General features: G+C 29.8%; 27 protein-coding genes. 21 read left to right on the top strand and 6 right to left on the bottom strand.

Annotated elements, in window-relative coordinates; genetic code table 11:
- Positions 1-10 precede the first annotated feature (10 nt).
- The 15 genes from ABC382_RS01030 (at position 11) to ABC382_RS00960 (ending at position 12,067) form a co-directional block, all read left to right on the top strand.
- Positions 11-529 carry a hypothetical protein gene (locus tag ABC382_RS01030; RefSeq protein WP_412926493.1) on the top strand — a complete coding sequence of 173 codons (519 nt, stop codon included), beginning with the start codon at positions 11-13 and terminating at the stop codon, positions 527-529.
- 7 nt (positions 530-536) lie between these two features.
- Complete coding sequence (locus tag ABC382_RS01025) at positions 537-767, top strand: hypothetical protein (RefSeq protein WP_412926492.1); 231 nt, start codon at positions 537-539, stop codon at positions 765-767.
- Between the two features lie 85 nt (positions 768-852).
- Positions 853-1,758, top strand: coding sequence for a hypothetical protein (locus ABC382_RS01020; RefSeq protein ID WP_412926491.1), 906 nt, complete (start codon positions 853-855; stop codon positions 1,756-1,758).
- 19 nt (positions 1,759-1,777) lie between these two features.
- Entirely contained in the window at positions 1,778-2,554 is a 777-nt protein-coding gene (locus tag ABC382_RS01015) for a hypothetical protein (protein WP_412926490.1), read from the top strand.
- A gap of 472 nt (positions 2,555-3,026) precedes the next feature.
- Entirely contained in the window at positions 3,027-3,923 is an 897-nt protein-coding gene (locus tag ABC382_RS01010; RefSeq protein WP_412926489.1) for a hypothetical protein, read from the top strand.
- 765 nt (positions 3,924-4,688) lie between these two features.
- A complete protein-coding gene (locus ABC382_RS01005) occupies positions 4,689-4,979 on the top strand; it encodes a hypothetical protein (RefSeq protein ID WP_412926488.1) in 291 nt (96 codons plus the stop codon).
- A 1,172-nt stretch (positions 4,980-6,151) separates the two neighbouring features.
- A complete protein-coding gene (locus ABC382_RS01000; protein WP_412926487.1) occupies positions 6,152-6,940 on the top strand; it encodes a hypothetical protein in 789 nt (262 codons plus the stop codon).
- Between the two features lie 426 nt (positions 6,941-7,366).
- Entirely contained in the window at positions 7,367-8,062 is a 696-nt protein-coding gene (locus tag ABC382_RS00995) for a hypothetical protein (RefSeq protein ID WP_412926486.1), read from the top strand.
- Complete coding sequence (locus ABC382_RS00990) at positions 8,049-8,510, top strand: hypothetical protein (RefSeq protein ID WP_412926485.1); 462 nt, start codon at positions 8,049-8,051, stop codon at positions 8,508-8,510. The genes ABC382_RS00995 and ABC382_RS00990 overlap by 14 nt, the downstream gene beginning before the upstream one ends.
- Positions 8,511-8,618: 108 nt before the next feature.
- A complete protein-coding gene (locus ABC382_RS00985; RefSeq protein WP_412926484.1) occupies positions 8,619-9,350 on the top strand; it encodes a hypothetical protein in 732 nt (243 codons plus the stop codon).
- A gap of 59 nt (positions 9,351-9,409) precedes the next feature.
- Positions 9,410-9,757, top strand: a complete 348-nt coding sequence (locus ABC382_RS00980; protein WP_412926483.1) for a hypothetical protein — start codon at positions 9,410-9,412, stop codon at positions 9,755-9,757.
- A gap of 18 nt (positions 9,758-9,775) precedes the next feature.
- On the top strand, positions 9,776-9,976 hold the full coding sequence (locus ABC382_RS00975) for a hypothetical protein (RefSeq protein WP_412926482.1): 201 nt from the start codon (positions 9,776-9,778) through the stop codon (positions 9,974-9,976).
- A gap of 17 nt (positions 9,977-9,993) precedes the next feature.
- Entirely contained in the window at positions 9,994-10,485 is a 492-nt protein-coding gene (locus ABC382_RS00970) for a hypothetical protein (protein ID WP_412926481.1), read from the top strand.
- A gap of 78 nt (positions 10,486-10,563) precedes the next feature.
- On the top strand, positions 10,564-11,235 hold the full coding sequence (locus ABC382_RS00965) for a hypothetical protein (protein WP_412926480.1): 672 nt from the start codon (positions 10,564-10,566) through the stop codon (positions 11,233-11,235).
- Positions 11,236-11,503: 268 nt separating this feature from the next.
- Positions 11,504-12,067 (top strand): hypothetical protein, encoded by a 564-nt coding sequence (locus ABC382_RS00960; RefSeq protein WP_412926479.1) that lies wholly within the window; start codon positions 11,504-11,506, stop codon positions 12,065-12,067.
- 54 nt (positions 12,068-12,121) lie between these two features.
- On the opposite strand, the gene ABC382_RS00955 is transcribed toward ABC382_RS00960, so the two are convergent.
- Complete coding sequence (locus ABC382_RS00955; RefSeq protein WP_412926478.1) at positions 12,122-12,415, bottom strand: hypothetical protein; 294 nt, start codon at positions 12,413-12,415, stop codon at positions 12,122-12,124.
- A gap of 819 nt (positions 12,416-13,234) precedes the next feature.
- Here ABC382_RS00955 and ABC382_RS00950 point away from each other — a divergent pair.
- Positions 13,235-13,498 carry a hypothetical protein gene (locus ABC382_RS00950; RefSeq protein WP_412926477.1) on the top strand — a complete coding sequence of 88 codons (264 nt, stop codon included), beginning with the start codon at positions 13,235-13,237 and terminating at the stop codon, positions 13,496-13,498.
- A 69-nt stretch (positions 13,499-13,567) separates the two neighbouring features.
- Here the strand turns inward: ABC382_RS00950 and ABC382_RS00945 are convergent, their stop codons facing one another.
- From ABC382_RS00945 to ABC382_RS00935, 3 genes are read right to left on the bottom strand one after another with little or no spacing between them, the layout of a single operon-like run.
- Positions 13,568-13,756 (bottom strand): hypothetical protein, encoded by a 189-nt coding sequence (locus tag ABC382_RS00945; RefSeq protein WP_412926476.1) that lies wholly within the window; start codon positions 13,754-13,756, stop codon positions 13,568-13,570.
- A gap of 25 nt (positions 13,757-13,781) precedes the next feature.
- Positions 13,782-16,952: a DUF2325 domain-containing protein gene (locus ABC382_RS00940; RefSeq protein ID WP_412926475.1), complete on the bottom strand. Its 3,171-nt coding sequence runs from the start codon at positions 16,950-16,952 to the stop codon at positions 13,782-13,784.
- Positions 16,953-16,958: 6 nt separating this feature from the next.
- Positions 16,959-17,192 carry a ribbon-helix-helix domain-containing protein gene (locus tag ABC382_RS00935; protein WP_412926474.1) on the bottom strand — a complete coding sequence of 78 codons (234 nt, stop codon included), beginning with the start codon at positions 17,190-17,192 and terminating at the stop codon, positions 16,959-16,961.
- 351 nt (positions 17,193-17,543) lie between these two features.
- Between ABC382_RS00935 and ABC382_RS00930 the strand changes: the two genes are divergently transcribed.
- Positions 17,544-17,774 carry a helix-turn-helix domain-containing protein gene (locus tag ABC382_RS00930; RefSeq protein ID WP_412926473.1) on the top strand — a complete coding sequence of 77 codons (231 nt, stop codon included), beginning with the start codon at positions 17,544-17,546 and terminating at the stop codon, positions 17,772-17,774.
- Positions 17,775-17,825: 51 nt separating this feature from the next.
- Here the strand turns inward: ABC382_RS00930 and ABC382_RS00925 are convergent, their stop codons facing one another.
- Both ABC382_RS00925 and ABC382_RS00920 read right to left on the bottom strand, forming a co-directional pair.
- The gene (locus tag ABC382_RS00925; protein ID WP_412926472.1) at positions 17,826-18,143 is read right to left on the bottom strand and encodes a hypothetical protein; all 318 of its coding nucleotides are present in this window, start codon (positions 18,141-18,143) and stop codon (positions 17,826-17,828) included.
- A gap of 34 nt (positions 18,144-18,177) precedes the next feature.
- Positions 18,178-18,708 (bottom strand): hypothetical protein, encoded by a 531-nt coding sequence (locus ABC382_RS00920; RefSeq protein ID WP_412926471.1) that lies wholly within the window; start codon positions 18,706-18,708, stop codon positions 18,178-18,180.
- 632 nt (positions 18,709-19,340) lie between these two features.
- Here ABC382_RS00920 and ABC382_RS00915 point away from each other — a divergent pair.
- From ABC382_RS00915 to ABC382_RS00900, 4 genes are all read left to right on the top strand, one after another.
- A complete protein-coding gene (locus ABC382_RS00915) occupies positions 19,341-21,107 on the top strand; it encodes a DUF262 domain-containing protein (RefSeq protein ID WP_412926470.1) in 1,767 nt (588 codons plus the stop codon).
- Positions 21,108-21,191: 84 nt separating this feature from the next.
- A complete protein-coding gene (locus tag ABC382_RS00910; RefSeq protein WP_412926469.1) occupies positions 21,192-21,524 on the top strand; it encodes a hypothetical protein in 333 nt (110 codons plus the stop codon).
- A gap of 113 nt (positions 21,525-21,637) precedes the next feature.
- Entirely contained in the window at positions 21,638-21,970 is a 333-nt protein-coding gene (locus tag ABC382_RS00905) for a hypothetical protein (RefSeq protein ID WP_412926468.1), read from the top strand.
- Between the two features lie 24 nt (positions 21,971-21,994).
- Positions 21,995-22,183 (top strand): hypothetical protein, encoded by a 189-nt coding sequence (locus ABC382_RS00900; protein WP_412926467.1) that lies wholly within the window; start codon positions 21,995-21,997, stop codon positions 22,181-22,183.
- The last annotated feature ends 268 nt before the right edge of the window (positions 22,184-22,451 follow it).

Here is a 22,451-nt window from a genome sequence, read left to right as displayed (position 1 = left end):
AGGTACTACCATGCACTACAACAACAGTTACTATAACGATCAGCCAATACCACAGCATCAAGGGCAACAGCAAGGACAACATTTTCAACAAGAATATTACAATCAAAATCCAAATGCTAATAATATTCAACCACAGCAACAGCAACAGCAACAGAAAGAGCGTAAAATTTATGAACATATTCCACAAACTCTTACAGAAGCCGAAATTTTAGCACAGCAAATTGAACGAATGGAAGTTATCGTGAAGCAAGCTAAAGCTAATCTACGTGCATTTATGGAAGCAAATGAGGGAATAGAAATCAGCGGTGGAACGCATTCTTGGACACTTGGAGATAATGTTTCTTGGGAATTTACTGGACAAAATTTAGAACAACTGGCAAAAATCATGGCTATCGAAGGTATTAATCCTTACGAAATGATGACAATTAACAGTACAGCAAAAAAGGTGGACTGGATTGCAGGTTTGTTACCACAGTTTGCAAACGCAAAGATAACTAAAAGAATTAAAAGTGCGAAGAAAAGGGGATAATTGAATAATGAATACTAATAATATGTCTAAAGAATGGAACGTAATGATAACTACTCAATTTGTGGTAGAAACAAAGGTTATAGCTGATACGTATGAAGAAGCACAGCAAAAAGCAAATATACTTTTACATGATGAAAACGAGCTACCTTCAATTATGGATGATGAACCAGAGACATTCGTAACTGTAGGAAGGGAAGGTACACAAATATCATCTAGTGAAGCTGACAATTTAAAATAATAGTACAGATAAATTATTGAAATGGTTAAGTAATTATTACTTGACCATTTTTTTGTTTTTTAATAAAAAGTAAAGGGTGATTTGAATGCATTATAAAGAAGAACTAGGGGAATTAGTTACCCGTTTTGATGGGACATTATTTGCAACAAATAATCATGTTTTAACACAAGAGGTCGAGGTAGCCGATGTATTACAAAGGCAATATAGAGTTGATTCATTTAGTGCATATAAACAGATCATTGTTGAAGTGGAAGAACAAAATAATGAGAAGCGGTTAATGAGAGTAAATGATTTATATGATGTTTCTACATCAATATTAAATAGCTCAATTTATTTGCAAGACCTGCAAACTGAATTAATAACAAATGTCTTACCTGCAATTCATTTATATAGAAAAAACAGGGCTACTATATCCTATATAGAACGTTTGCAAGTAACGGCATACTATTTAGAGGAATACTTGAATGAACGCTTACAAGGGAATTTAAAGGCAATTGTTAGGCAGGTTAAAAATGGTGATGTAATCAATGATGACAGTGTAATTTCAGTTGATATAGATGATTTGACAGTATGCTATGCAGATAAATTATCTGACTTTTTCAACACTAAAAAAGTAAATTCAAAAGACACTGGCTATAATAATGAAATAGAAATTAATTCATATTTAAAATTAAATTTAAAAAAGACAGCATTGATGTATGATCTTATGGGTGTTCAATCAATGGGTGGATTAACTAATGTTTTTGAAGCAAAGTCCATTCAAGTTAACGCCAATAAAGAAAGAACAGAAGATACCGTATATGTCGCAATTACGGATACTGATTTAGCAGACATTTCTTTTCCGTTAAATAAACCTATCAGTACTAGATTCTATGTTTTCACACATCTTGATATCTTAATCCAAACAACAACTACTTTAATGAAAAGTAAGAATTTGGATGAATCCATAATATCGTTTGTATTAGATAGCTTGAGAAAATTTGAAAACTAAATTAATGGAGTGATTTTATATGACAAAAGAAACTAATGAGGTAATTATCTTAAACTGTCAAGAAAGGGAAGAAAGAGAAAATATATCAGATGGTAGTTTTAAACAAAAAGAGGTTAATATATTTGCCCCTAACTTTATTGAATCAAAGAAGGCAATTATTATTAATGGACTTCCTGCAAATTTAGATGATATCAAAGAATCTATAGAAATAATCGAAAATGCATTAATGAAATCCACTGAAAACACCCTAGATCAAAGAACTGAACAAATTGCAGAGGAAATTAGTTTACACTCATTAGGAGCAACCGTAGAATTAACCACATTATTAGGTGATTACTGGCATGAAGTAGCTGTAGTTGATTTTGAAGCGAATAAGGTAGTGACTGTAAATCGAATGATGGTATTGAATGGTTTTGGGGAACTAGTTCATCAAAAGGAATATGTAGCATTTACTTTAGTAAAGAGTATATCTGTTAACTTCTATGTTGGACTGCCCTTACCTATGAAAGTGCTTTTTTCAGAAAATAAATTTATGAATGTTGAAATGTATCCTGCGAATTATAGCGGAATTGAAGGTTATTTGTTTGCTGATTCCAATGTAGTATTGAAAAATGCAATGCTCAAGAAAAGTAGTAACATACAAAGTAATTTAAAATCATTATTTGTACCATCCACTAACTTAAATGTTTTTCTAGAAGAAAATTTCAACTTGCAAGAGAAATTAAGTATGGTAGAAAACGACAAGAAGGGGCTATTTGTAGATAGCTTTTTAGAAGTAGTGAATTTAGTTTTTTAATTTTATTAACATATAAGAGACATGCGCTGTAAAATAGTGCATGTTTTTTTAATGTTCATTTTTTGTACACAAAAATAAGGTCTAAAGGGCTAATACGAATAGTCAATAAGATACTAAAAAAGAATATCAAATAATTACAAAATGTATATAAGAAAATAAATATAATTAAGATTGTTTAAAAAAAGTAGTTCTATAGAATCCTGCAAATCTTGGTTACGTACAACATAGTTATGTCAAGGTTTTCGTAAGGTGAATAATTTTGAAAGAGGTTTTAAAAGTTGTCAAATGCTCAGAAACAAGCTGTCTTGTTTGAATACAAGGCTTGTGGTATTGTAATATTCAACATATGGCTATGTAGGATAATACGATCTTTTTGACAAAAAATTACTATTTTTATCAGTTGTGTAAATAGTTTTTTTTTGCCAAAATTCAAGGTTGTTATTTTTAAAGATATAGAGAGCAGGTGAGCAACTTGAGCCATTTATTTAATTTAAATGTAGACAGCATGATTACCGATGGGATAAATGAAATTACTAGCATAAAGCCCGAACAGAAATGTGTAAACACAGATATTACCTTATATAAGAAAAACTTAGATAGTATTTTATGTATTGGTAGTGATAAGAAGTACATATCACAAGAACAGATAAGACATATAATAGAAGCTTTTTCAAATTACGATTCGAATTACTACTTTTCGAAAGTTTTTAAATTGATCTACAATCAAAGGATGTCGCTTAAAGAGAAAAGGTTAAAGATAAAAGATATGCTTTCAGAATATTTATATACGTTCTTGGTTGGACAAAGAAGTAATTCGCCATTTTCTTTGGATTTATTGGAGAATCTAAAATTAAAGCCTTTTGATGAACAGTTTTTAATGAAGCCAAATGAAGAATATTATACACTAGATATTTTAGGGTTTAAGCAAGGAGTACAATCAGACATAATAAGGGTATCGCCTATGATATTACCTGTTCAATTAAAAGATAATGGTGGGTATGAATACCATGCAACAGGACGTGTTTATTATGAAAAGAGACAAATTATTTTAAAGCTCAAAAATCAGTTTATTGATACATCCCCTAAAATTGCTGTACGTACTGTTAAAAGGGTTGAGTGGTTCAAAGACAATTCAAATATGAACTATTTTAAAAAAGGTGCTATTGTAGTTTATTTAATAGGAAAATACGAATATGGTTCGGGAATATTGGAATTGAGGGGCGGTAAGGTGTACTCTAATCCAACGAAAGTTATTAGTGACTTACAAAATATAGTTGAGATAACACCATTTGTTACCAAGAAGACAAATAAAAACGATGAAGAACAAGATAAAACTAAATGGTTTGCATCCCTCATAAAAAACTTATAATTTCAGAAAAATATACAATAATAATTTAAAAGAAATTTTAAAAAATAGTGGATAAATTGAATGTTTATAGATGGGATATAAAAATAGTCCATCTTTTTTTTATTAAAAACAAAATAAAGACACCTGCCCTTCTAAAGAAGGGGGTGTCCTTATATATGAATAGATAGATTTTAATCCCTCTTTATGATAGGAGGTGAAATTACTAAAGCGACCCGATTTGAACGTAATTGTCTTGTGACAAATAAATCTAACTTATTATATGAAAGAAGCATTATCAAACAATAAGTATTTTCGCTTTCATTAAATGGTATGGTTCGGTGTGATGCACCGATGAAATCTTTACTTGCCTAATCCTAATATATAGGTTGGCGATTGATCGCAGCATATTCTAGTTAATAATAGTTGGCAGTGAATTTCACATATTTAACACCCCCTTTCAATAAATTGACGCAGGCTATTTTTAGAACACGTTTGTTTTCTTTTTGAAAATACTACGCATTACTTAGAAAATTAATTGCCTTTAAGTGAACTTAATATAACATGTAACAAGACTTGTATCAACAAAAAACCTGACTAATATGTAAAAAATGAGATAAAAAAGGTTAAAAGTAGGGGGTATAATGAGGTAAATACAATAAAAGTTAACTAAAAGGCAATTTTATATTAAAAAATATCATAAAACATTTGTCAAAAAGAAAAGTTGGGTATATAATAATTATATCTTGTAGCAATGAAATTTATATAGAATGCAGAAGGGGTGTTAAAATGCAGGATACAAAGAAAAAAGAAGTTGGTTTTTTTAGTGTGCTACTCAGAATCCCTACTACGTTATTAAAGGAAATAGAACGAATACAGATTACGAAAGGCTTTTCCACACGTACTTCATCATTTGTTTTCGTATTACAAACGGGGATTGAATCATTACGGAGACAAGAAATGGAATTGGAAGCACAACGTCATGAGCAAGAAAGGCAAACCCAACCCAAAAAAGTTACTCCGATAGCATGGTGGGAAAAAGAATTACAGGACAAAGAAGTACAAGTACAAGCAAAATAAAAATGAAAGCCTATTTTTTTTGTAGCAAATTTTTATTTAAAAGATATTTTAAACTCATTCAAGTCGTAGTGTTTTAATTTATTTGAATGGGAAGCTTTTAGAGGTCTGATTTGAAGGTACTACATTTGAATGAGTTTAAAATTAATACAGATTCCTTGCGGTCAAGATCAATATGGAATCTGTATTTAAACTCCCTAAACTTCACGGAAAGAAATACGAACATTTTCTTTACGTGGAATAAGTAGTGTTTGAAAGCTTCAAACAAATCATTTCGCTTTAATTTTCTGCAATATTTCCTTTCAAGACATTCACTCACATAAGGAGAATACAATTTATTGGTCTGCCAAACCGTTTTTTTGTCTTATGTGATATTGTATGGTCTTATTCTACCTTTCTAATAGTTTCTGTTCGAATGTGAGGAGGATATTGATTGAGAAAGTACTAACTTTCATAACCCATCAGTCAATATGCGCTTACATTCGAACTAAAGGATATGTAGATCATTGAGGCATTTGATTCTCTCATATTTTTAAGAGAGCTACAAATTATTTAACGAAGTGGGTAATCCCTAGAGATTGCTCACTTCTTTTTTGAATAAATAAAAGGGGTGTTACTGTATATGAGCCACTTTAATCAAAAGATAATTATTCATTATAAAGATTGTTACAATAATGCGAAAGTAATTGAATTTCCGAGAACATTACAAATGATTTCACAAGCAAACGTATTAATCCGAGAATTACAAATAGCCAACAGGTTAATCAAAGTTCAAAACATATAGTTTCCTTATGTGGGTGGATTTTCTTTGTTGAGAGATGTTATAATAGTCATCATAAATACTTCTCTTTTTGACATACTGCAAACCTCTAAAAATCACTTTAAGTGAAAATGTTGCAGTTCCGATTGTATTCACCTTCAATGCTATAATTTTAGTATATCGTGGAAAGTTTCGGATAAAGAATTGGCGTTAGCCTTATTGTGTTATTTTTTGTGCAAACTAAAATAACAGCTTCATTAGAGAAGTATACACAGTGATTTTCAAATCACTAATAAAAGATATTAATTAAAAGCTTATTTTGCTATGGAAAGACAGAAGGCACAACCTTCTATTAATCTTCTATATTGCAGAATAGGCTTTTTTTAGTTGAAAATATTTGGAAGGAGAAAATGAAATGAAAAATTATTCATACTTCATTAAAAACAACATCTTGGTAATAGAAAAAGGAGAAGGTTTAAATCATCAAAAAGCAACAGCTTATTATTTCCACACTAAAAACTTAAAGATTGAAAAAATTACATCAAATCATGTAAAAATTGCAGGCTTTTTACTTGGAGTAGATAAGAAACGATTAAAAAGACAAGTTACGGCTTTGTCTGATTATTTATGGGTCGAGTTCCATCATCGTAAAGACAGAAATAATAAAGACCATATGTATTTTAATATTGTTGACCATGATGTAGTTAGTCATGAGTTTATACAACTTAATCATTTTGTAATGGTTGTAGAAGCTATTGAAAATCACTTTTTAGATAAAAGGAAATACATGAGTAGTAAAGTCAAAAGAAAGTATTATCCTTATATTAGAAAATATCTTGCTGGCAACAAACGTTACTTTAAAGGAAATCTTGTCACACAGAACATCGACAAATTGTTGAATGGTTATTCTGAAAGTCCAGTTGGTAAAGCATTGGTACAGAAGAAACTAGATCAACCTCAAGATAACTATGCGATTGTTCCTGTAGATAACCGTATTTCCACTAGAAAAACGAATAACCAAGCCGTATATGAAGCTGAATGTATACTAGGTTATCGTGACCGTAAGAATGGAGAATTAAAAGTCATTGAACAAAAAAAGCCTAAGAATGAAGCACTCAATAAAACTTTATCTATTGTAGATAAGGTAGATAAAGTAATACAGCAGATGTGCGATATTATAATTCCTTTCGGGAAAAAGAGATAAGAGTATTGTTTTGCAATTCATATTTGCAACAATTGTTTCGTTATGTTAAATTTTAGATATACTTTATTCACTTTTTGACAAACTCTTTTTGCTTCCAACCCTTAAATCGGTTAGAACATGTTAAAAATTAAGAGTGCTATGTACATCTACCTTCAATGTTATTCCTTTGGATAATACAACGTAGAAAGACATAGTGATTGTAGCCATTAAACATGGCATTGTTTGCATATTCTTTTCCTTTGGGTCGAGAAACAGCAGAAGAAGTAGTTTGACTACAAAAAATGGATTGGTATTACTGATAATTTGCCAATATTTAAAGCTAACTATGATATTCCTTTATTGAGGAAGTATTAATGGTTAGCTTTTTTATTTAGGTTTATTATCAATCAACTTATTAAAACCAAAACGAATAGGGAGGGCATTTATATGTCTCAAGAAATCACATTAAAAGTAAACGGTATTGATTACGAAAAGTTCAAATCGAAATTTGAAAGTACAAAACGAATTTTCCATCAAGTTATGCTTCAATCGAATGTAAATATCAAAAATCAAAAAGGTACTTATACAAACTATGAAGTAACAGAAGACGCATTCGCTTTACTGTTTAATCAGTTATACGAACAACGTTCATTGTTAACTGATTTGTTTGAAAAGAATCATAAGTATCGTTCTGAGTTAGAAGAAATTACATTCAACTTGGGAATAGTAATGAATGTGCAAAGCTACTTATCTGACTTTGGAAATACTGTTCGAGATGAAAAATGGGCATCAAACAAAATGTTCTTAACAGTTGTTGAACGACCAAGTATTATTAAAGCTCTTGGAGAATTTGCTACTAATACTGTAAAAAAATCATATGACAAGACCGAATTTGCACGAATGGTTGATGATTTTTTCTTTAATAAGGAAGATGAAGCAGGTAATCCAATTCCAAGACAAGGCAATTATTATGAAGATAATAAATTAGTTCAAACAGCTTTAAAAACTAGACGAAAAGTACGTAACTTTTTCTACGAAGAAGAAGAAGAAGTACCTGTTAAAAACGGACATTATGTAAGTAGTTCGGATACAAAGGCAAAGTTAAAAGTATTAGATGGGGTGAAGAATAATGAGCTTAACTAGTTATTTGAATAATACAGCAGAAGTGAAGTATCCACCCTATCAGCGTTATTATTACGATAACATTAATGATAAAGTGAGGGAACGCTATACAAACTATGTAAAGAGTATGCTTGTATTAGAGAAGATTGAATACTCTAGTCTATTTAAAAAGATGAACAACATTGTAAAGCGCAACTTACTTAATTATCATAATGATTTTTATGTAACTGATATTGGTGTCTTGAGACATACATTGAAAGATACTAATTTTATTTGGGTGGTTCGACCATACGGTACACACCTAGTAGAATTAACTTCAGATTTACCTATGGAAGAACGTTTAGGATATCTGAAAGCTATAGGGAAATCCGAAGGTGATATTCCATATCGTTATTATTATTTAACGCCACAAGGTTTAAAGAAAATTTCAGTTGAGCAAGCCGAAGAATATATTGCTAATAGCAATTGAAATTAAGCTATGAATAGAGAAAAACTTAAAATGATCGTTAAAGGGATGGGCTTCTTTCTGAGGGCGCATCCTTTTTTATTTGATGAAAACTGGAAGGGGATATTTAAAATGACAACAGTAATTTTTGATTTAGAACAAGTTTATTTAGTTAGCAATCAAGGAGAAAACCTTAATATTACGGTGGAATTTGTGAGTGATGCTTCAATTGACCATCCTCGTAACCACACAGTAACAGAATGGTTAGGAACTATGTATACTGCTAACAATCAGCCACGTGTACTTGGTGAAAGTGTATTTGAAATGTCCGACAGCTTACGAAGTAATATGGAACAAACATTTGCTGAGACTGTTGGAAAACCAAGTGATTACATTTATCTGCCTTTGTATGTAAATGAATCGAATATGAAGATTTCAACTACACCGTTATCAGATGTTTGGGATTTTGGCTTTATTGGGTTTATAGCTGTTTCTAAACAGAAAGCACGTGAAGAATACGGATTAAAGCGTATTACGAAACAATGGAAGGAACAAATTTTAAATGACTTACTTGATGAAGTAAGAGTCTTAGATGATTACCTTAGTGGAAACACTTTTGGGGTGGTTGTAAGGCATTACGATGACGAAGGTAATAAAGTATTTGAGGATAAAATTATGGGCTGTTACGGCACAGGAGATGCCTTAAAAATCGCATCTGATTATACAGGTGTTCTAATCGAGAACATTGAGGATGCAATTGTTCATAGTGTCTTATACATGCATCCTAATGAAGATATTGAGCTAATTAATGAAGCGGTAGTAGAACGCCCAATTGAAGATTGGCGAGTCGAAATTACTGATTAGATTGTAAGCGAAATAGTGAATATTAAAAAATAATAGTAGTTTAATTGGGGGATATAAAATTGATTTTAAATCAAAATTTCACTAATCTAAAAATTGGAAGCGAAGTAGTTATCATTAAATTAGGTTTAGTTCATGATTTGAGCCAAGCTAAAAATATAGAAATGACAACAGTAACAAGAATTAAGGCAAACGGAAATATACAAACAGCATTAGGCATGGAATTTAAAGCAGATGGTCAAGAAGTAGGTACTTTCAAATGGGGAAGTCCATCAAAACTTTCTATTCCTACGGAGAGTATACGTGTATATATAAAAAAGAAATTACTGATTCGAGAAATACTAAAAACGAATTTTGAACATTTACCTTTAGATCAACTTGAGGAAATACAAAAGGTATTACAATCTTAAATTCGGAGGTAAGTAATTATGAATAAAACAGAATTTGCTAATTATATGTTTGAGGAATTTCCTAGTGCGTTTGAAACTTCTTTCGCTAGGGAGATGTTGCAAAATATTTTAGATTATGCAGAGTCTTTAGGTGATAAATCAAAACAATATAATTATTTATCAGCTATGCTCCCTCAAGTTACTAGTAGTGAATTAAGAAAAGTATCTTTAAAAGTATAAAATAGGAGGTTTATCTTATGAAACTATATGTAATTACCACTCAAGAAAAAATGGGTGAATTACCAATAATACAAATTCAAAAAGAGAATGAAATTATTAAAGCATATAGCTCAATACAGGAAGCTTTTAATAATGTACCTTTACAAAGGAACTCCTTATATTATTGCTATACGATAGAAACTGATAGTCTTATGAGAAAACATATTATAACGCCTACAGAAATGTATGCTTGCTATGATAGCGCATTAGCAATTGATATTAATGAATGGGGTTTAAGTAAGGTTGTGATATATGAAGATATAAACATATATCTGTTACGAGAATGGGAGCATACAGAAATTGAAACATGGTCGTTTGATGATGTTCTAACTATAAGTGACCCAAATAAAAAGTTGAATTATGGAAACCGTTCTAAATCTAAGATTTTGAGCAATGTAGTAATTGAACCTCTTGTTAAAGAAGCGGTAGCAATTAGTTCATTACAAAATCAAGATTTAATTGAATGTTAATGGATTATTTAAAGGCTATGTTGATATTCTTCAACACAGCCTTTTTTATTTGAATTTAAAAATAGGGAGGGCATTTAAATGGTATTAACTATAGATAAAAATAATGACTTAAATTTATTATGGACTAATGAGACAGAACAAGGTCTACTGGCTATTAAGAATTTTAATCCTCTAACTGATCTACAACATGATTTTATGATAAATGATTGTGATGGAAAAGAATTGGCAAGTCTCTCTATTCAATATGACATAATAGAAGCTTGCGGATATGGATTGCTGAAAAATATATTTATTAGTGGTGGTCATAATATTAAAAATTACTTGGACGAATTTTCTGAAATAATTAAGGATAAATGGAGTCGTTGGGATACTATAGTAATTGGTTCTACAGATCATATTTCAAAACTTCATTCTAATTGTAGTGAGTGGTTTTATACTGATTTGTTAAATACCAATACCTCATATGATGAAGTAAAAGTTTTAATTAAGCATGGGACACCTATAAAAACTAAAAAACGGTATTTGCAAACTAATATTATAGAAGAAAACTTACCGTTTGGCAGAATAGAAGTACCTACTGAGAAATATGTATTCCATTATGATAACGAATTGTATGAATTAGTTACAAGCGTATTTAATGAGGATGATATAATCAAGGCTTTGTTGAATGTAGAATACCAACGAAAACCAAAACAACTTTTAATCAGTGGTCAATCGGTGTTCATAAAAATAGGGGAATTAAATCATTAAGCAAATGGGAGAACTACTCTAATAAATATTAGGGTAGTTTTTTTATGTCAATTAGCATTGATTTGCTAAAAGAAAAGTTTTAATATTAATTAGAGATATTAACTTTTCTAAAAGAAAACAAATAAGATAAGATTTCAAACAATTCAGAATTTGTATATACATTTTTAATATTGAAAGAAAAGCCACTAAGGAAGTATAAACCTTAGAATACTTAATTGCAAATTCATTGGGAGAAGAAAATCATCAATTTAAGAAAGAAGGGCTTTTTATGGTTAAAAAGACTATACAGCATTTCCAATGTGAAGTAGCAAGTGGTGAACTAATACCAATTGAAAAAATTTGTTCAATTAAAATATACGAAAATTTTAGCTGTTTTCTAAAAGAAAATATAGATTTATTTATTAAAACAAATAACAACCGTTGGTTTGATATTGAGAATGAAGAAAATAGAGCTTACGAAGAAACATATATTGAAAACTTTGGTTATGACGCATATAAGGAATTTAAGCATATTGAAATATATGAAAAATTGATATCAGATGAAAATAGCTTTAATCTATTTAAAAGAAATTTTTCATATATTTATACCTTTACGAAATTACATCATAAATATCTTCATCGAGGGAAATTTAATATCCTTATAGTAGAGTTTATAAGTGATGAATCTAAATTACGACATTTAGTACCAATGGATAAAGTAAACAACAGCATTAATGAATTAGAGGAGTATTTGAATACTCTATTAAATGATTATTATGAGTATACAATCGAAAAAACAAAAAGTAATTTAAAAGATGGGTTTAAATTACATTATTGTAGGGCAACACTCTAAAAGACAGATAAAAAGACCTTTGCATCTAGGGGGAAGCAAAGGTCTTTTTATCATTTATGATATTAAAACTTGGTTCAATTCTTCTTTGTTTAGGAATCCTATTTTGTGGTAAAAGATCGCTTTGTTTTTATCTATTTTGAAAGGAAACTTTTGATTTAATAAGTACTTTTTATTGCAATCAAACTGTTTTTTATTTAAAAGCATTAATGGTCTTTTTCCATTTGAAATGTCTTTTTCTATGAGCAGGGGAACTTCCACTTTTGAAAAATCACAATTTAATTTATATAATTTATTGTCATCTAAAGTTACGTAAATATCGTAGTTGTTAAAAAGTAATTCAATATTCATCTAATATCCTCCCTAATAAAATAAGACCCGAATACCATGTCCTAGTATCTTCGAGTCTTCAATATAATGTCCAGTAAAATATGTAATACAGTCTTGTGATAGTTAACGAAAAATAGGAGAGTTATTTTGGAATGTTGAGCTAGTAGGGGGACTACAAAACTTTACTCATATTTTACTGAACTAGAATTATGCAATTTTCAACTTAATATTGAGGGGGAGAAATGGACATTGTGTTTCATCCATTTCTCTAACCGCTTGTAAATGTTTGGCTCATAAATAGAATAGCATTAACTTCACTAAAAGTAAATATACACTTTTCTCCAAGTGAACATAACTAGTTAAAATTTATTAAAACCTGTATGTTTCATTAACCGACAAATATCACAAGTATAAGTACCTGTGGGTGATTTAGATGACAGTTGCTTCTTTTGGATTGGACTGCCACAAGATGAACATTTAACAGGAGAAAGCCCTTTATAAAGAAGATGATATGCATTCTTTTTTTGTATTCTTTTTTTCATTATGCAATCCTCCATAAATCCATTATGTAGGTCTTATGTATTAATTATATATTCACTATATATTATAATATAAAACACAAAATTAAAACACACATTTATAAACATTTTTAAATAAAAATAAACAATTAAATACAAAAACGGACTAAATACGAATAATTAGTTTTCTTTTAGAAAAAATATATTTTAATTAATTACAAATATATTTCATAAAGTGAAAAATATGTTGTAAATACAAAAAAACTATCCTATGATTATAGTATGCATTTCAGATTTTTCTATTACACAAGGGGGAAATATATTGAATGGAAAACGGTTGGGAATAGGAGGTAAAATACAAGTGATTCCACAAAAAGATGCATTTCTGACTCTTTTAAAAAACAAAGGTTATATTATTGATAATAGTAAAGTGAGTGTAGCATTTTTAGATGGCTATATTGAGTTTAAGGATGGCGAAACTGTGCAGGATAGTGAAAGACTGTTTGATTCAGATGGTAGAAAGGTCTATAACCATAATTATGCTGTCGATTTTCTTATAACAAATAATTTAGTAAAAAGACCTTAATAGAAGCCATAAATAAAACCCTTTTTGTATGTTGTGTGGAGAATATACAAAAAGGGTTTTTTCAATGATTTATTTAGCTTCTAATGCTGTTTTGATACTTTTTAAAGGTTCATTTATATTTTTTAATATATCTCTATACTGCGCAGGGGAGTAGTCTCTTCCAGTAGATATTGAACCTGTTAACTCAATTAAATTATGCAACATAAGATGTACATTTTTATAGGATTCTTTATCCAATTCAATATATGTTTTGTCCACTCATTATCACCCCTTTTATATTGTATCAATCTGTTTTGCTAATGAAACTAGTGATCTCCATAGATATAAAGTTTGCCCCATCTTTTTTTGGATACAGCACAGGCTTATTCTTTGCTTTTGCCCAATCTTTAACTTCCCACATATTTTCATGTGATGCAAACTCATTACAAATAATAATTAAATCAAATTTATTTAAACTTCCCATTATCTTTTTAGGATTATCATACCCATCTATTAAAGTAGAGTCAAAACCATCTTTTCTTAAAGCTAATTGATAGTTGTTACTAAATGATGGATTGCCGAATATCAGTACCTTATGAGTAATTTCAACAGCCTTCGATTCCTTGTTTTTTGATGAAGTATTCTTTGGGCTTGATAAGACTTTTCTTTCAATAGATAAATTATTTAAATACTTTTGGTTTGAATCTTCATTACGTAAATAAGAATAGTCTTCATCTACCAATAAAATATCACCTATTGACGCTTTATAATGACTTGGATATTTCTTTAAAAGTACAACTTCTCCAATGTTGTTTTTAATGAAGATTCTATTGTCTGATTCTATACTTTCAATAGTTACAAGCATTGACTTCTTATAGAAAGTAGATAATTTGAAAAACAATGGATTTTGAAATACCTTTACAATTCTGTTGTTTGAGTTATCAAAAATTACTACCTGTTCATCATTTAAGTTCCATTTTTTAAATACATCTTCTTCACTGAATGAAAGAAAAGTCTCACTTTCAGTATCTATATCGTAGAAAATACCGCCATTGGATAGTTGTTTAATAAATACAACAATACGATGATTCTTGGCAACAATTGATTTAAAAAATGTATCTAATGATAGTGGGGTCATTTGATAAGGCATAAAGGTATTAGAAATACGATTATAGGATACAGCCTGTCCAACACCTATTTTGAATCCTATTTTAAGTTTAGCTTCACTTGGCGTATTTTTTACTTTTATTTCTTCGTCATTTAATATAGTGAAAACTACTTCATCATCATTTATAGAAGTTATAATACCAAAATCATGATACTTGTCTTTTAAACGATCACGATAAATAGAAGGGAACGTTCCTACGAAATTATCCTCTCCATCCACTTTTAAAAATTGAAATGAACCTAAATATATATCGTTTGGTAAATTTTTAATTTGTTTTTTCTCACCATTTGCAAATACTACAAAGTGCTTATTATCCTCTATAAGAGCATAGCCGATACGTGAATTATATGATTCAATTTCTTTAAGTGTTTCGTCTTCTACGAGATGCTTTATATCAAAATTTGCTTCAACAAAATTCAAAATAGCATATTCATAGTCTTTCCTGTTTGAACCATTAAGTAAAAATGCCCCTTGTGCTAACCATGTATCAATGTTAATTTCTGTTGTCTTAGAGGGTAGGGGCTGAACTGGCGGTAATGGTAAAGAAGTAGAATTAATTGATTTTAATTTATCCTCTATGGCTTGTTTTTCGCTCTTAATACTATTCAATTGTTCACATAATTTTTTATTGTTATGTTCTTTTAAATTAAGTTGTGCTTCCATTTCACTTTTATATTGCTCAAAACTATTTTCTATTTGTTCCTTCTCGGTCAAAATTATATTTATTTTTTCTTGTAAATCTTTTGCTGTTTTTGTTGTGCTAGAAGGAGATTTTACTTCCCTGTTTTTCTGTAAATCCCTTATTTCTGCTCTTAAATCTTTATTTTTACCCTTTGCTTCATCTAATTCAGATTTTAAATTGATATTCCTTTTGTTACTTTTTTCAAGCTCTTTTTTAATTAATGCCATTTGCTGTGCCATTTGTGTGTTCTGACTATTAATGTTTTTTATCTGTATTTGGTAAAGATAAAAATTCATATCAATATTTGTATTTTCAATAAGAGTATTCATTTTTTTCGAAGCATTGTTAAAACGTTCTTTATAAAGTGACAGATTTGCAAAGATACGTTCATAACGGTTTAACAATTCTATTGTATTTCCTTCTGCACGATAAAAGTCTAAAAGGAATTGCTTATATTCATCTTTTCGTTCATCTTTATATGAATATATACTATTAAAATTCTCAAAAGCAGACTTGTCACTATTAGATTTTATTAGATTTTCAACCATATTTGTAAATTCAAAATAAGCGTCTATCTCACCATAAGTATCTAAAATGTCCGCTTCAAAAATTTCAACTAAACGTTGAGCTTTACTTAATAGAACTATCTTGCATAAGTAAGTTAGAAGTGGTTTATCTTTGATTTCACAAATAGCATCTAAATTAGAATTTTGTTCTAATAATAAATAAATTGAATCACAAGAGCAGTCAACTATTAGTGTTAATATTTCTTTAACAAGGATTGATTTATTTTGGGATTTAATTGAATTTATAATTAAATCCTCTGCATATTTTCTCAGCATATATTCTGCCTTATGTTCAATAAAACGAAGTATTTGTACATAGGTCACTGGAATTGACAGTTGTTGTTCGCTATCAAAGTGGATTGGTGTAAAGGGTATAGCATTTCTGTACAACTCAGTAGGTAGTTCATCTTTCATCGTTTTATTAATTTCATCATCAGCATTGTAAGGATTAAGGAAAGTTGTATCAAAAGCATAAGTATAAGACTTTGTTGATTTTTCAACTCCAACGATTGCATTAGAATAAATAATATAAGCGTAAGCAACTAAATCAGCGAAGTTGATATTTTCCCATGAATCAGTTAATGCAGATGTAATCGTATCTCCAAAGGCAACGGCTGTTTTTCCGTTTAATGACCTAGATAGCGTTTTATCTTTTTGCAAAAAATGATAGCCCGACTCAACAAAGCTAATATCAAATAGGAGATTCCTTATATTGTTTTTTTCGAATTGTTGAGGAACTGATAAAACACCTAATAGTTGTCGGTCTTTTTCTGTTAATTCACTATAAAACTGTGTCATTGGTATTCCTTTTAAAAATGCAAACTTTTCAAGTACCTGTTCTAGAGAATTTTCTTTAATGCCTAGATTACGATTACGTCCACTTCTATTTGCTTTTTTATTCGCATGGAAATTTTTGAAGTTCTCAATACGTCCAGTTGAGTGATGTAGAACTCCTTTCATATCTAGCTCATACATATCCTTTGGGGTTTCATCTATTTGTTGTCCTTGATGGTCAAATAAGGATTTAATCAAGTCAATAAATTGTCCATTCGTATCCATTAATAACTACCTTCTTTCATTTTTTTGTGAAATAGATTGATCTTTCTCTTTAACATATGTCATTGCAGAAAGATAGGGTGCTTGAGCGTTAGCATATTTATGTAATAATAATTCAACCGCTTCATCTAATAGTTTAGATTTGTCTGTTTTAGTTTCTTTTGATAGAGCTTTTAATGCTTCATGTAATTTGTTATCAATTGCTGAACCCACTCTTGAACGATTGACTAACTCTCTTGGCATAATGAACCACCTTCCATTTTATTAGAATATTGTTGGTGTCAGTTGTAACCAACAATATAAATCTATCATATTTGCTTAAACATTGTCAATTTGTGAATATTAATTATCTTTTCAACCAAAAACTTTTCTTAATGTGAATAATACGGGTAGAAAGACAGTATTAATTTTGGCTTTTTATTGTTCATTTTTGTTCTCAAGTGTTTAAAAAGGTGAAAATTTGTTTCAAAAAGTTTGTTTTCTTGTAGAAATCATTGTAAAATGGGACATATAAGAAGGAGATACCTTTAATATAAAGAAATTTGAACTTTTGAAATGAAACTTGTTTCTCGATTTATTATGGGAGGTTTTAACATGAGTAATGGCGAAAAAAACAAAGACTATTATACTGTGGATGAAACAGCAGAAATATTGTCGTTGCATAGAAACACAATTATGAGACGTTTAAAAGATGGAACATTGCCATTTTATAGAACGAAGGGGGATTCAGGTATCTATCGAATCAAAAGAAGTGCTGTGGATGAAATGACGCAACAGTACAAAACCTCAGTTCCAAAAGAAAGTAATAGTGACGATGAAGAATAAAGAAAAAACCATTTCTTTTGTTGGATTACAAAGAAATGGTTTTTTGTTTTTTCAAATACATTTTATTTCGTTATGGATTACAGACCCATCAGATTGAATACTAAAATCATCTCGGTTATTTATGGATAAGATGCTCAAACAGTTAGGACATTGTAATTCATAACCATTTTGCAATAGAATCTCTTTTAATTCATAAGGGTTATTCTCCATATTATCCGCATATGGCGCACGTCTAATATCTACCTCAAAATGAGCCAATGAGTTTATTTGTTGGTTTCCCAATACCTCAGTTAAGTTATTAGTAAAAATGATCTCAGTTTTTCTTTCTTTTAATTTTGTATTATTTGTCTTTAATAGCCAAGCGTTCATTGTATTATCCTCCTTTTTCATGTCTGACTTGATGCTATATAGAAGGGGTAGGGTGATTTAAAGTATATGAACCTGTATTCTCACATAACTTTCTAAATTGTTGTAAATATATTAATTGTCGTTTACTGAAACTATTTACATTCTTATAGGTTGAGTTATTTAAGGGTGCAGTAGCCGTTGTTTTTAATGCTTCATTGTATGAACCAATTAAATTATCAAGATAAGATGTAATACTATTAACTAGTTCTTCAAATATTTCGTCTGCATTTTCTTCACTAGCCGAAAAATACTGCAATACAAGTACTGGTGCAATAGCTCTTTTTGATGAAGTTAAATTTTGAGTAAAAGCAGTAGGGAACAGTTGAACAGTACCCATAAATTGTTTATCAAGCATAAGGTCATGTTTTTTACCATCATTATCATAATAAGTTACAGATAAATCATTTGATGGTGCTGTATTTAATGAACAGATTGATAATGTTTTATTAATAGAAGCAGTATTACCCCTTTTTGGTAAAACACGAACTTTAAATGCTATTTGATATACATAAATTAAAGGCTTCATAATATACTTCCTTCCATATACAAATGTCCGAACAAACTAATTTCAATTAGTACAATAGCAGAAATTTCACTCTTAGTAAACAAAATATGATGAAAAGGTTTTCTTTTCGCCAAAAACATTTCAATAAGTGTATTTATGTAAATAATAAGTAATTAACTCTATTGCAGTTTGCCTTTTTGAAAATATGGTGTTACTATATTCTTAATAAAACTTCTCTTTTTGACACTTCTTCTGTGATTGTACACTCTGTACATTCTTTTTTAAGAAGTTTCCGCTTGTATTCACCTTCAATGCTATTATTAGTAAATCGTGAAAAGTTTCGGAATCTATACTTAATTTTACCTTTTTCTCTTTTCTTGAGGTTAGGTAGTACGAGAGTACATATTGCTTTCAAGCAACGTCAAAAGATACATTCTAAAATTTTCTGACACCAAAGGATTTTTCTTGTCTTGATATGACGAAAAAACCTTTTTTTTATGTCGTATGATAATTTTAGAAAAAGTTTTAAATTTTGATAAAGGTGGTGGTACACTAGAAGCATTAGAAATTGTTCGTTTTTTAAAAATTGTAGAAAGCAATATGAAATGACTAATTAAAAATACCCCTATGGGCGAAAAAAGGAGACTACTAAAATGAAAGTAGAATTTAAGAACCTATCTTGGAGTTTGAAACAAATTGTTCGAATGATTGATAATGGGAAAATCGAATTAGAATTTCCGATACAACGAAAATCAGAAGCATGGACATTAAAGGGTAGATCGTTATTAATTTTTTCTACAATTAACGAATATCCAATCCCTCCAGTTTACTTCGTTTCTAAAAAAGTAACAGAAGATCAACTTGCTAAAAATAAAGAAAAACGTGCATCAGAAGATTTTAAAGATATCGCTGAATTAAAATCACAAGATGTTGTTCGTTATCTAATTGATGGGTTGCAACGTTTTAGTACGTTTTATTCTTACATTAAAAATGAGTGGGCTTTGGTTGCTGATACACCTAATGTTGAGGTAGAAGGTAATGAATACGTAATTGCAGGGAAGACATTTAGTGAATTAGATGAAGTATGTCAAGATATGATTCTTTCTCGTTCTATTTTGTCTTACACTGTAGATGGTGAAGTAACTGATTATCGTATTATTGACCAAATTTTCTTGCTCATGAACAATGGAGTTGCATTGAAAAATGACCAAAAAATTAAGCCAACTTTAGGTAGTAATATTGCACCTTTATTAGAAAAGTTTGACACTCACCGCTTCATCTTATTATCAAGCTTCTCAAAAGCTCAAATTTTAGGTGATAGTCATATCTCTGCACTTTTACAGCATTTAATGTTGGAAGAATGTCTGAATGACTCAGAAGAAAGAGTGAAAGATTTTTCTATTGGGGAAATTCTTAATTTTGCTACATTGTTTGGAAGCTTTGACAATCAATCGAAAACTGATACTTTAGCTGAATTAACTAATGTACTTGATTATGGAGAAAAGGTGCTTGAAGCAGGAGAGTTCACTAAAAAAGTGAAATTCTTAAAGCGTGTTAACTTCCCTATGGTAGTATCAGTCTTTGCTAAAGCACAGGTAAATGATATTGACCCTAAAGTTACTGCCGAATGGTTTAAAAAGTTTATTGCTGACACTACAGACTCTAATCATGCGTATCAAGCAAGACAAGGTGAAGGAACTACTAAATTCGGTAGCTTTGTGCATCGTTATAATGTTATGGCTATGGATTTCAATTCTTTCTTGCAATCAAAAGATATTAGTTTAACTGTCGAAGCTATTCAAAAAATCGAAATTGCTAAAACTTCTGACGTTGTAGAGTCAAAAGCAAATGAAGCTGTTGACGATAAAGCTAAACCTAATGTTGTTGTAGAAGCTACTAGCTCAATTATTACTACTGACGAAGCTACAAAAAGTAATGATGGTGTTGTAGAAAAAACTAATGAAATTCCTCCTTTTAAAATTGAGGAAAAAATTAAAGTTGAAGCAAATACTGTAAATAACCCTTTAACTGAAATCGTTTCTGACTACTTAGTGAAAGGTAAAAAACTACAGTTTTTAGCTCAAAAATATGTTGAAGAAATGTTAGAACCGACTTTAAGCGAAAATCCAACTGCCAATGAAATCTCTTTCAAAATCGAAGAAGATATTGGTAATGGTGTAGCTACATTCGGTATTTCGATGGAATTAATTAGTGCAGGCATTCCTATGACAGAAAAAACACTTGCTTACATTTCTGCGATGGGTAATGATGGTGAGATTATAAAATCTGCACTTGAATCATTTAAAAAAGAGATCAATATGATTGTCAAAGAAATTGAAAGTGTTACAACTGAGTATGTAATGCATGTTGAAGATACCAATTCTGTTGCAGAAAGTGGCATTTTAGTTGGTGTAAAATAAAAGGTGTAAATTTAAAAGATTACAAAAGGTATAGTCAATAGACTATACTTTTTTGTTTTTAAAAATATGGGAGCGTGTAAATATATGTTAAAATTAGAAAATGTACTAGTAGATATGGAAAAAGTGAACGATTATACAAGTCGTGAAAAAATTGAATTAACAAAAGTTACGATTAACGAAAATGAAATTCATGTAAGTTCTGCATCAACAGTTTTTGTTAATCTAAAGAAAGTACAAGAAGCTAATCTTGATAATACATTTAGCTACAAAGTATACGAAGAAAAATTCAATACTTTGGTTTTCTTATGGCAATCTAAAATTGAAGCAGGATTGTTCGTAGGTACTAACGATGATATTCATTTGCAAAAGGTTATTCTTCCTCTGCAATCTGAAATTGAAGCAATGATTACGAAATAAAGATGTATTTTAAATTTCTAAGTGTGTAATAAAGGTTATTAATTTAAAAATTACAAAAAGTATAGTCAAAAGGCTATACTTTTTTGTTTAAAATAATGGGAGCGTGTAAATATATGTTAAAATTAGAAAATGTACTAGAAGATATGGAAAAAGTGAACGATTATACTAGTCGTGAAAAAATTGATTTAACAAAAGTTACGATTAATGAAAATGAAATTCATGTAAGCTCTGCATCAACAGTTTATGTTAGTCTAAAGAAAGTACAAGAAGCTAATTTTGAAAATGCAATTAGCTACAAAGTATACGAAGAAAAATTCAATGCTTTGGCTTTCTTATGGAAATCTAAGATTGAAGCAGGGTTGTTCAAGGGTACTAACGATGATATTCATTTGCAAAAAGTTATTCTTCCTTTGCAATCAGAAATCGAATCAGTGATTATTAAATAATTAAAAAAACAGGGGGCTATTTTTATGCCAAGAGTGTTAATGTACGAATGTACGAAATGTGGTTGGAATGGTGACAGCGAAGCAGTAGCAACAATTCAAGCGCATGAATTTATGAACATTGATGAATCTCAAATTAGTGAGGAAGATAATGAGTTTTTAAAAGTATGTCCAAATTGCAGACCATTCACTTTGGTTTACAGTAATGAATTTTAATTAGGTATTGAATATTATAGAAGACGTTAACAATATATGTTAACGTCTTTTTTGTGTCCAGTTAATTATCTTTTCAAAAAGAAAACTAAATGCTATTATATATCTATAATTACTTTTCTCTTTGACACTTTCATTTCACTTAATACCATACATATCCTATTGGATGGTTCGTGTTTCGTATGAAAGCATACCGCTTGTATCCACCTTCACTGTTGATTAATCAATACAACGTGGAAAGTTTCGGTTCGTAATGAACAATGCCTTTTAA

It is taken from the genome of Lysinibacillus phoenicis, from assembly GCF_047238325.1.
Classification (GTDB): domain Bacteria; phylum Bacillota; class Bacilli; order Bacillales_A; family Planococcaceae; genus Lysinibacillus; species Lysinibacillus irui.
Note: the sequence above shows the minus strand (reverse complement) of the source record. Positions and strands in the feature narration are given on the sequence as shown.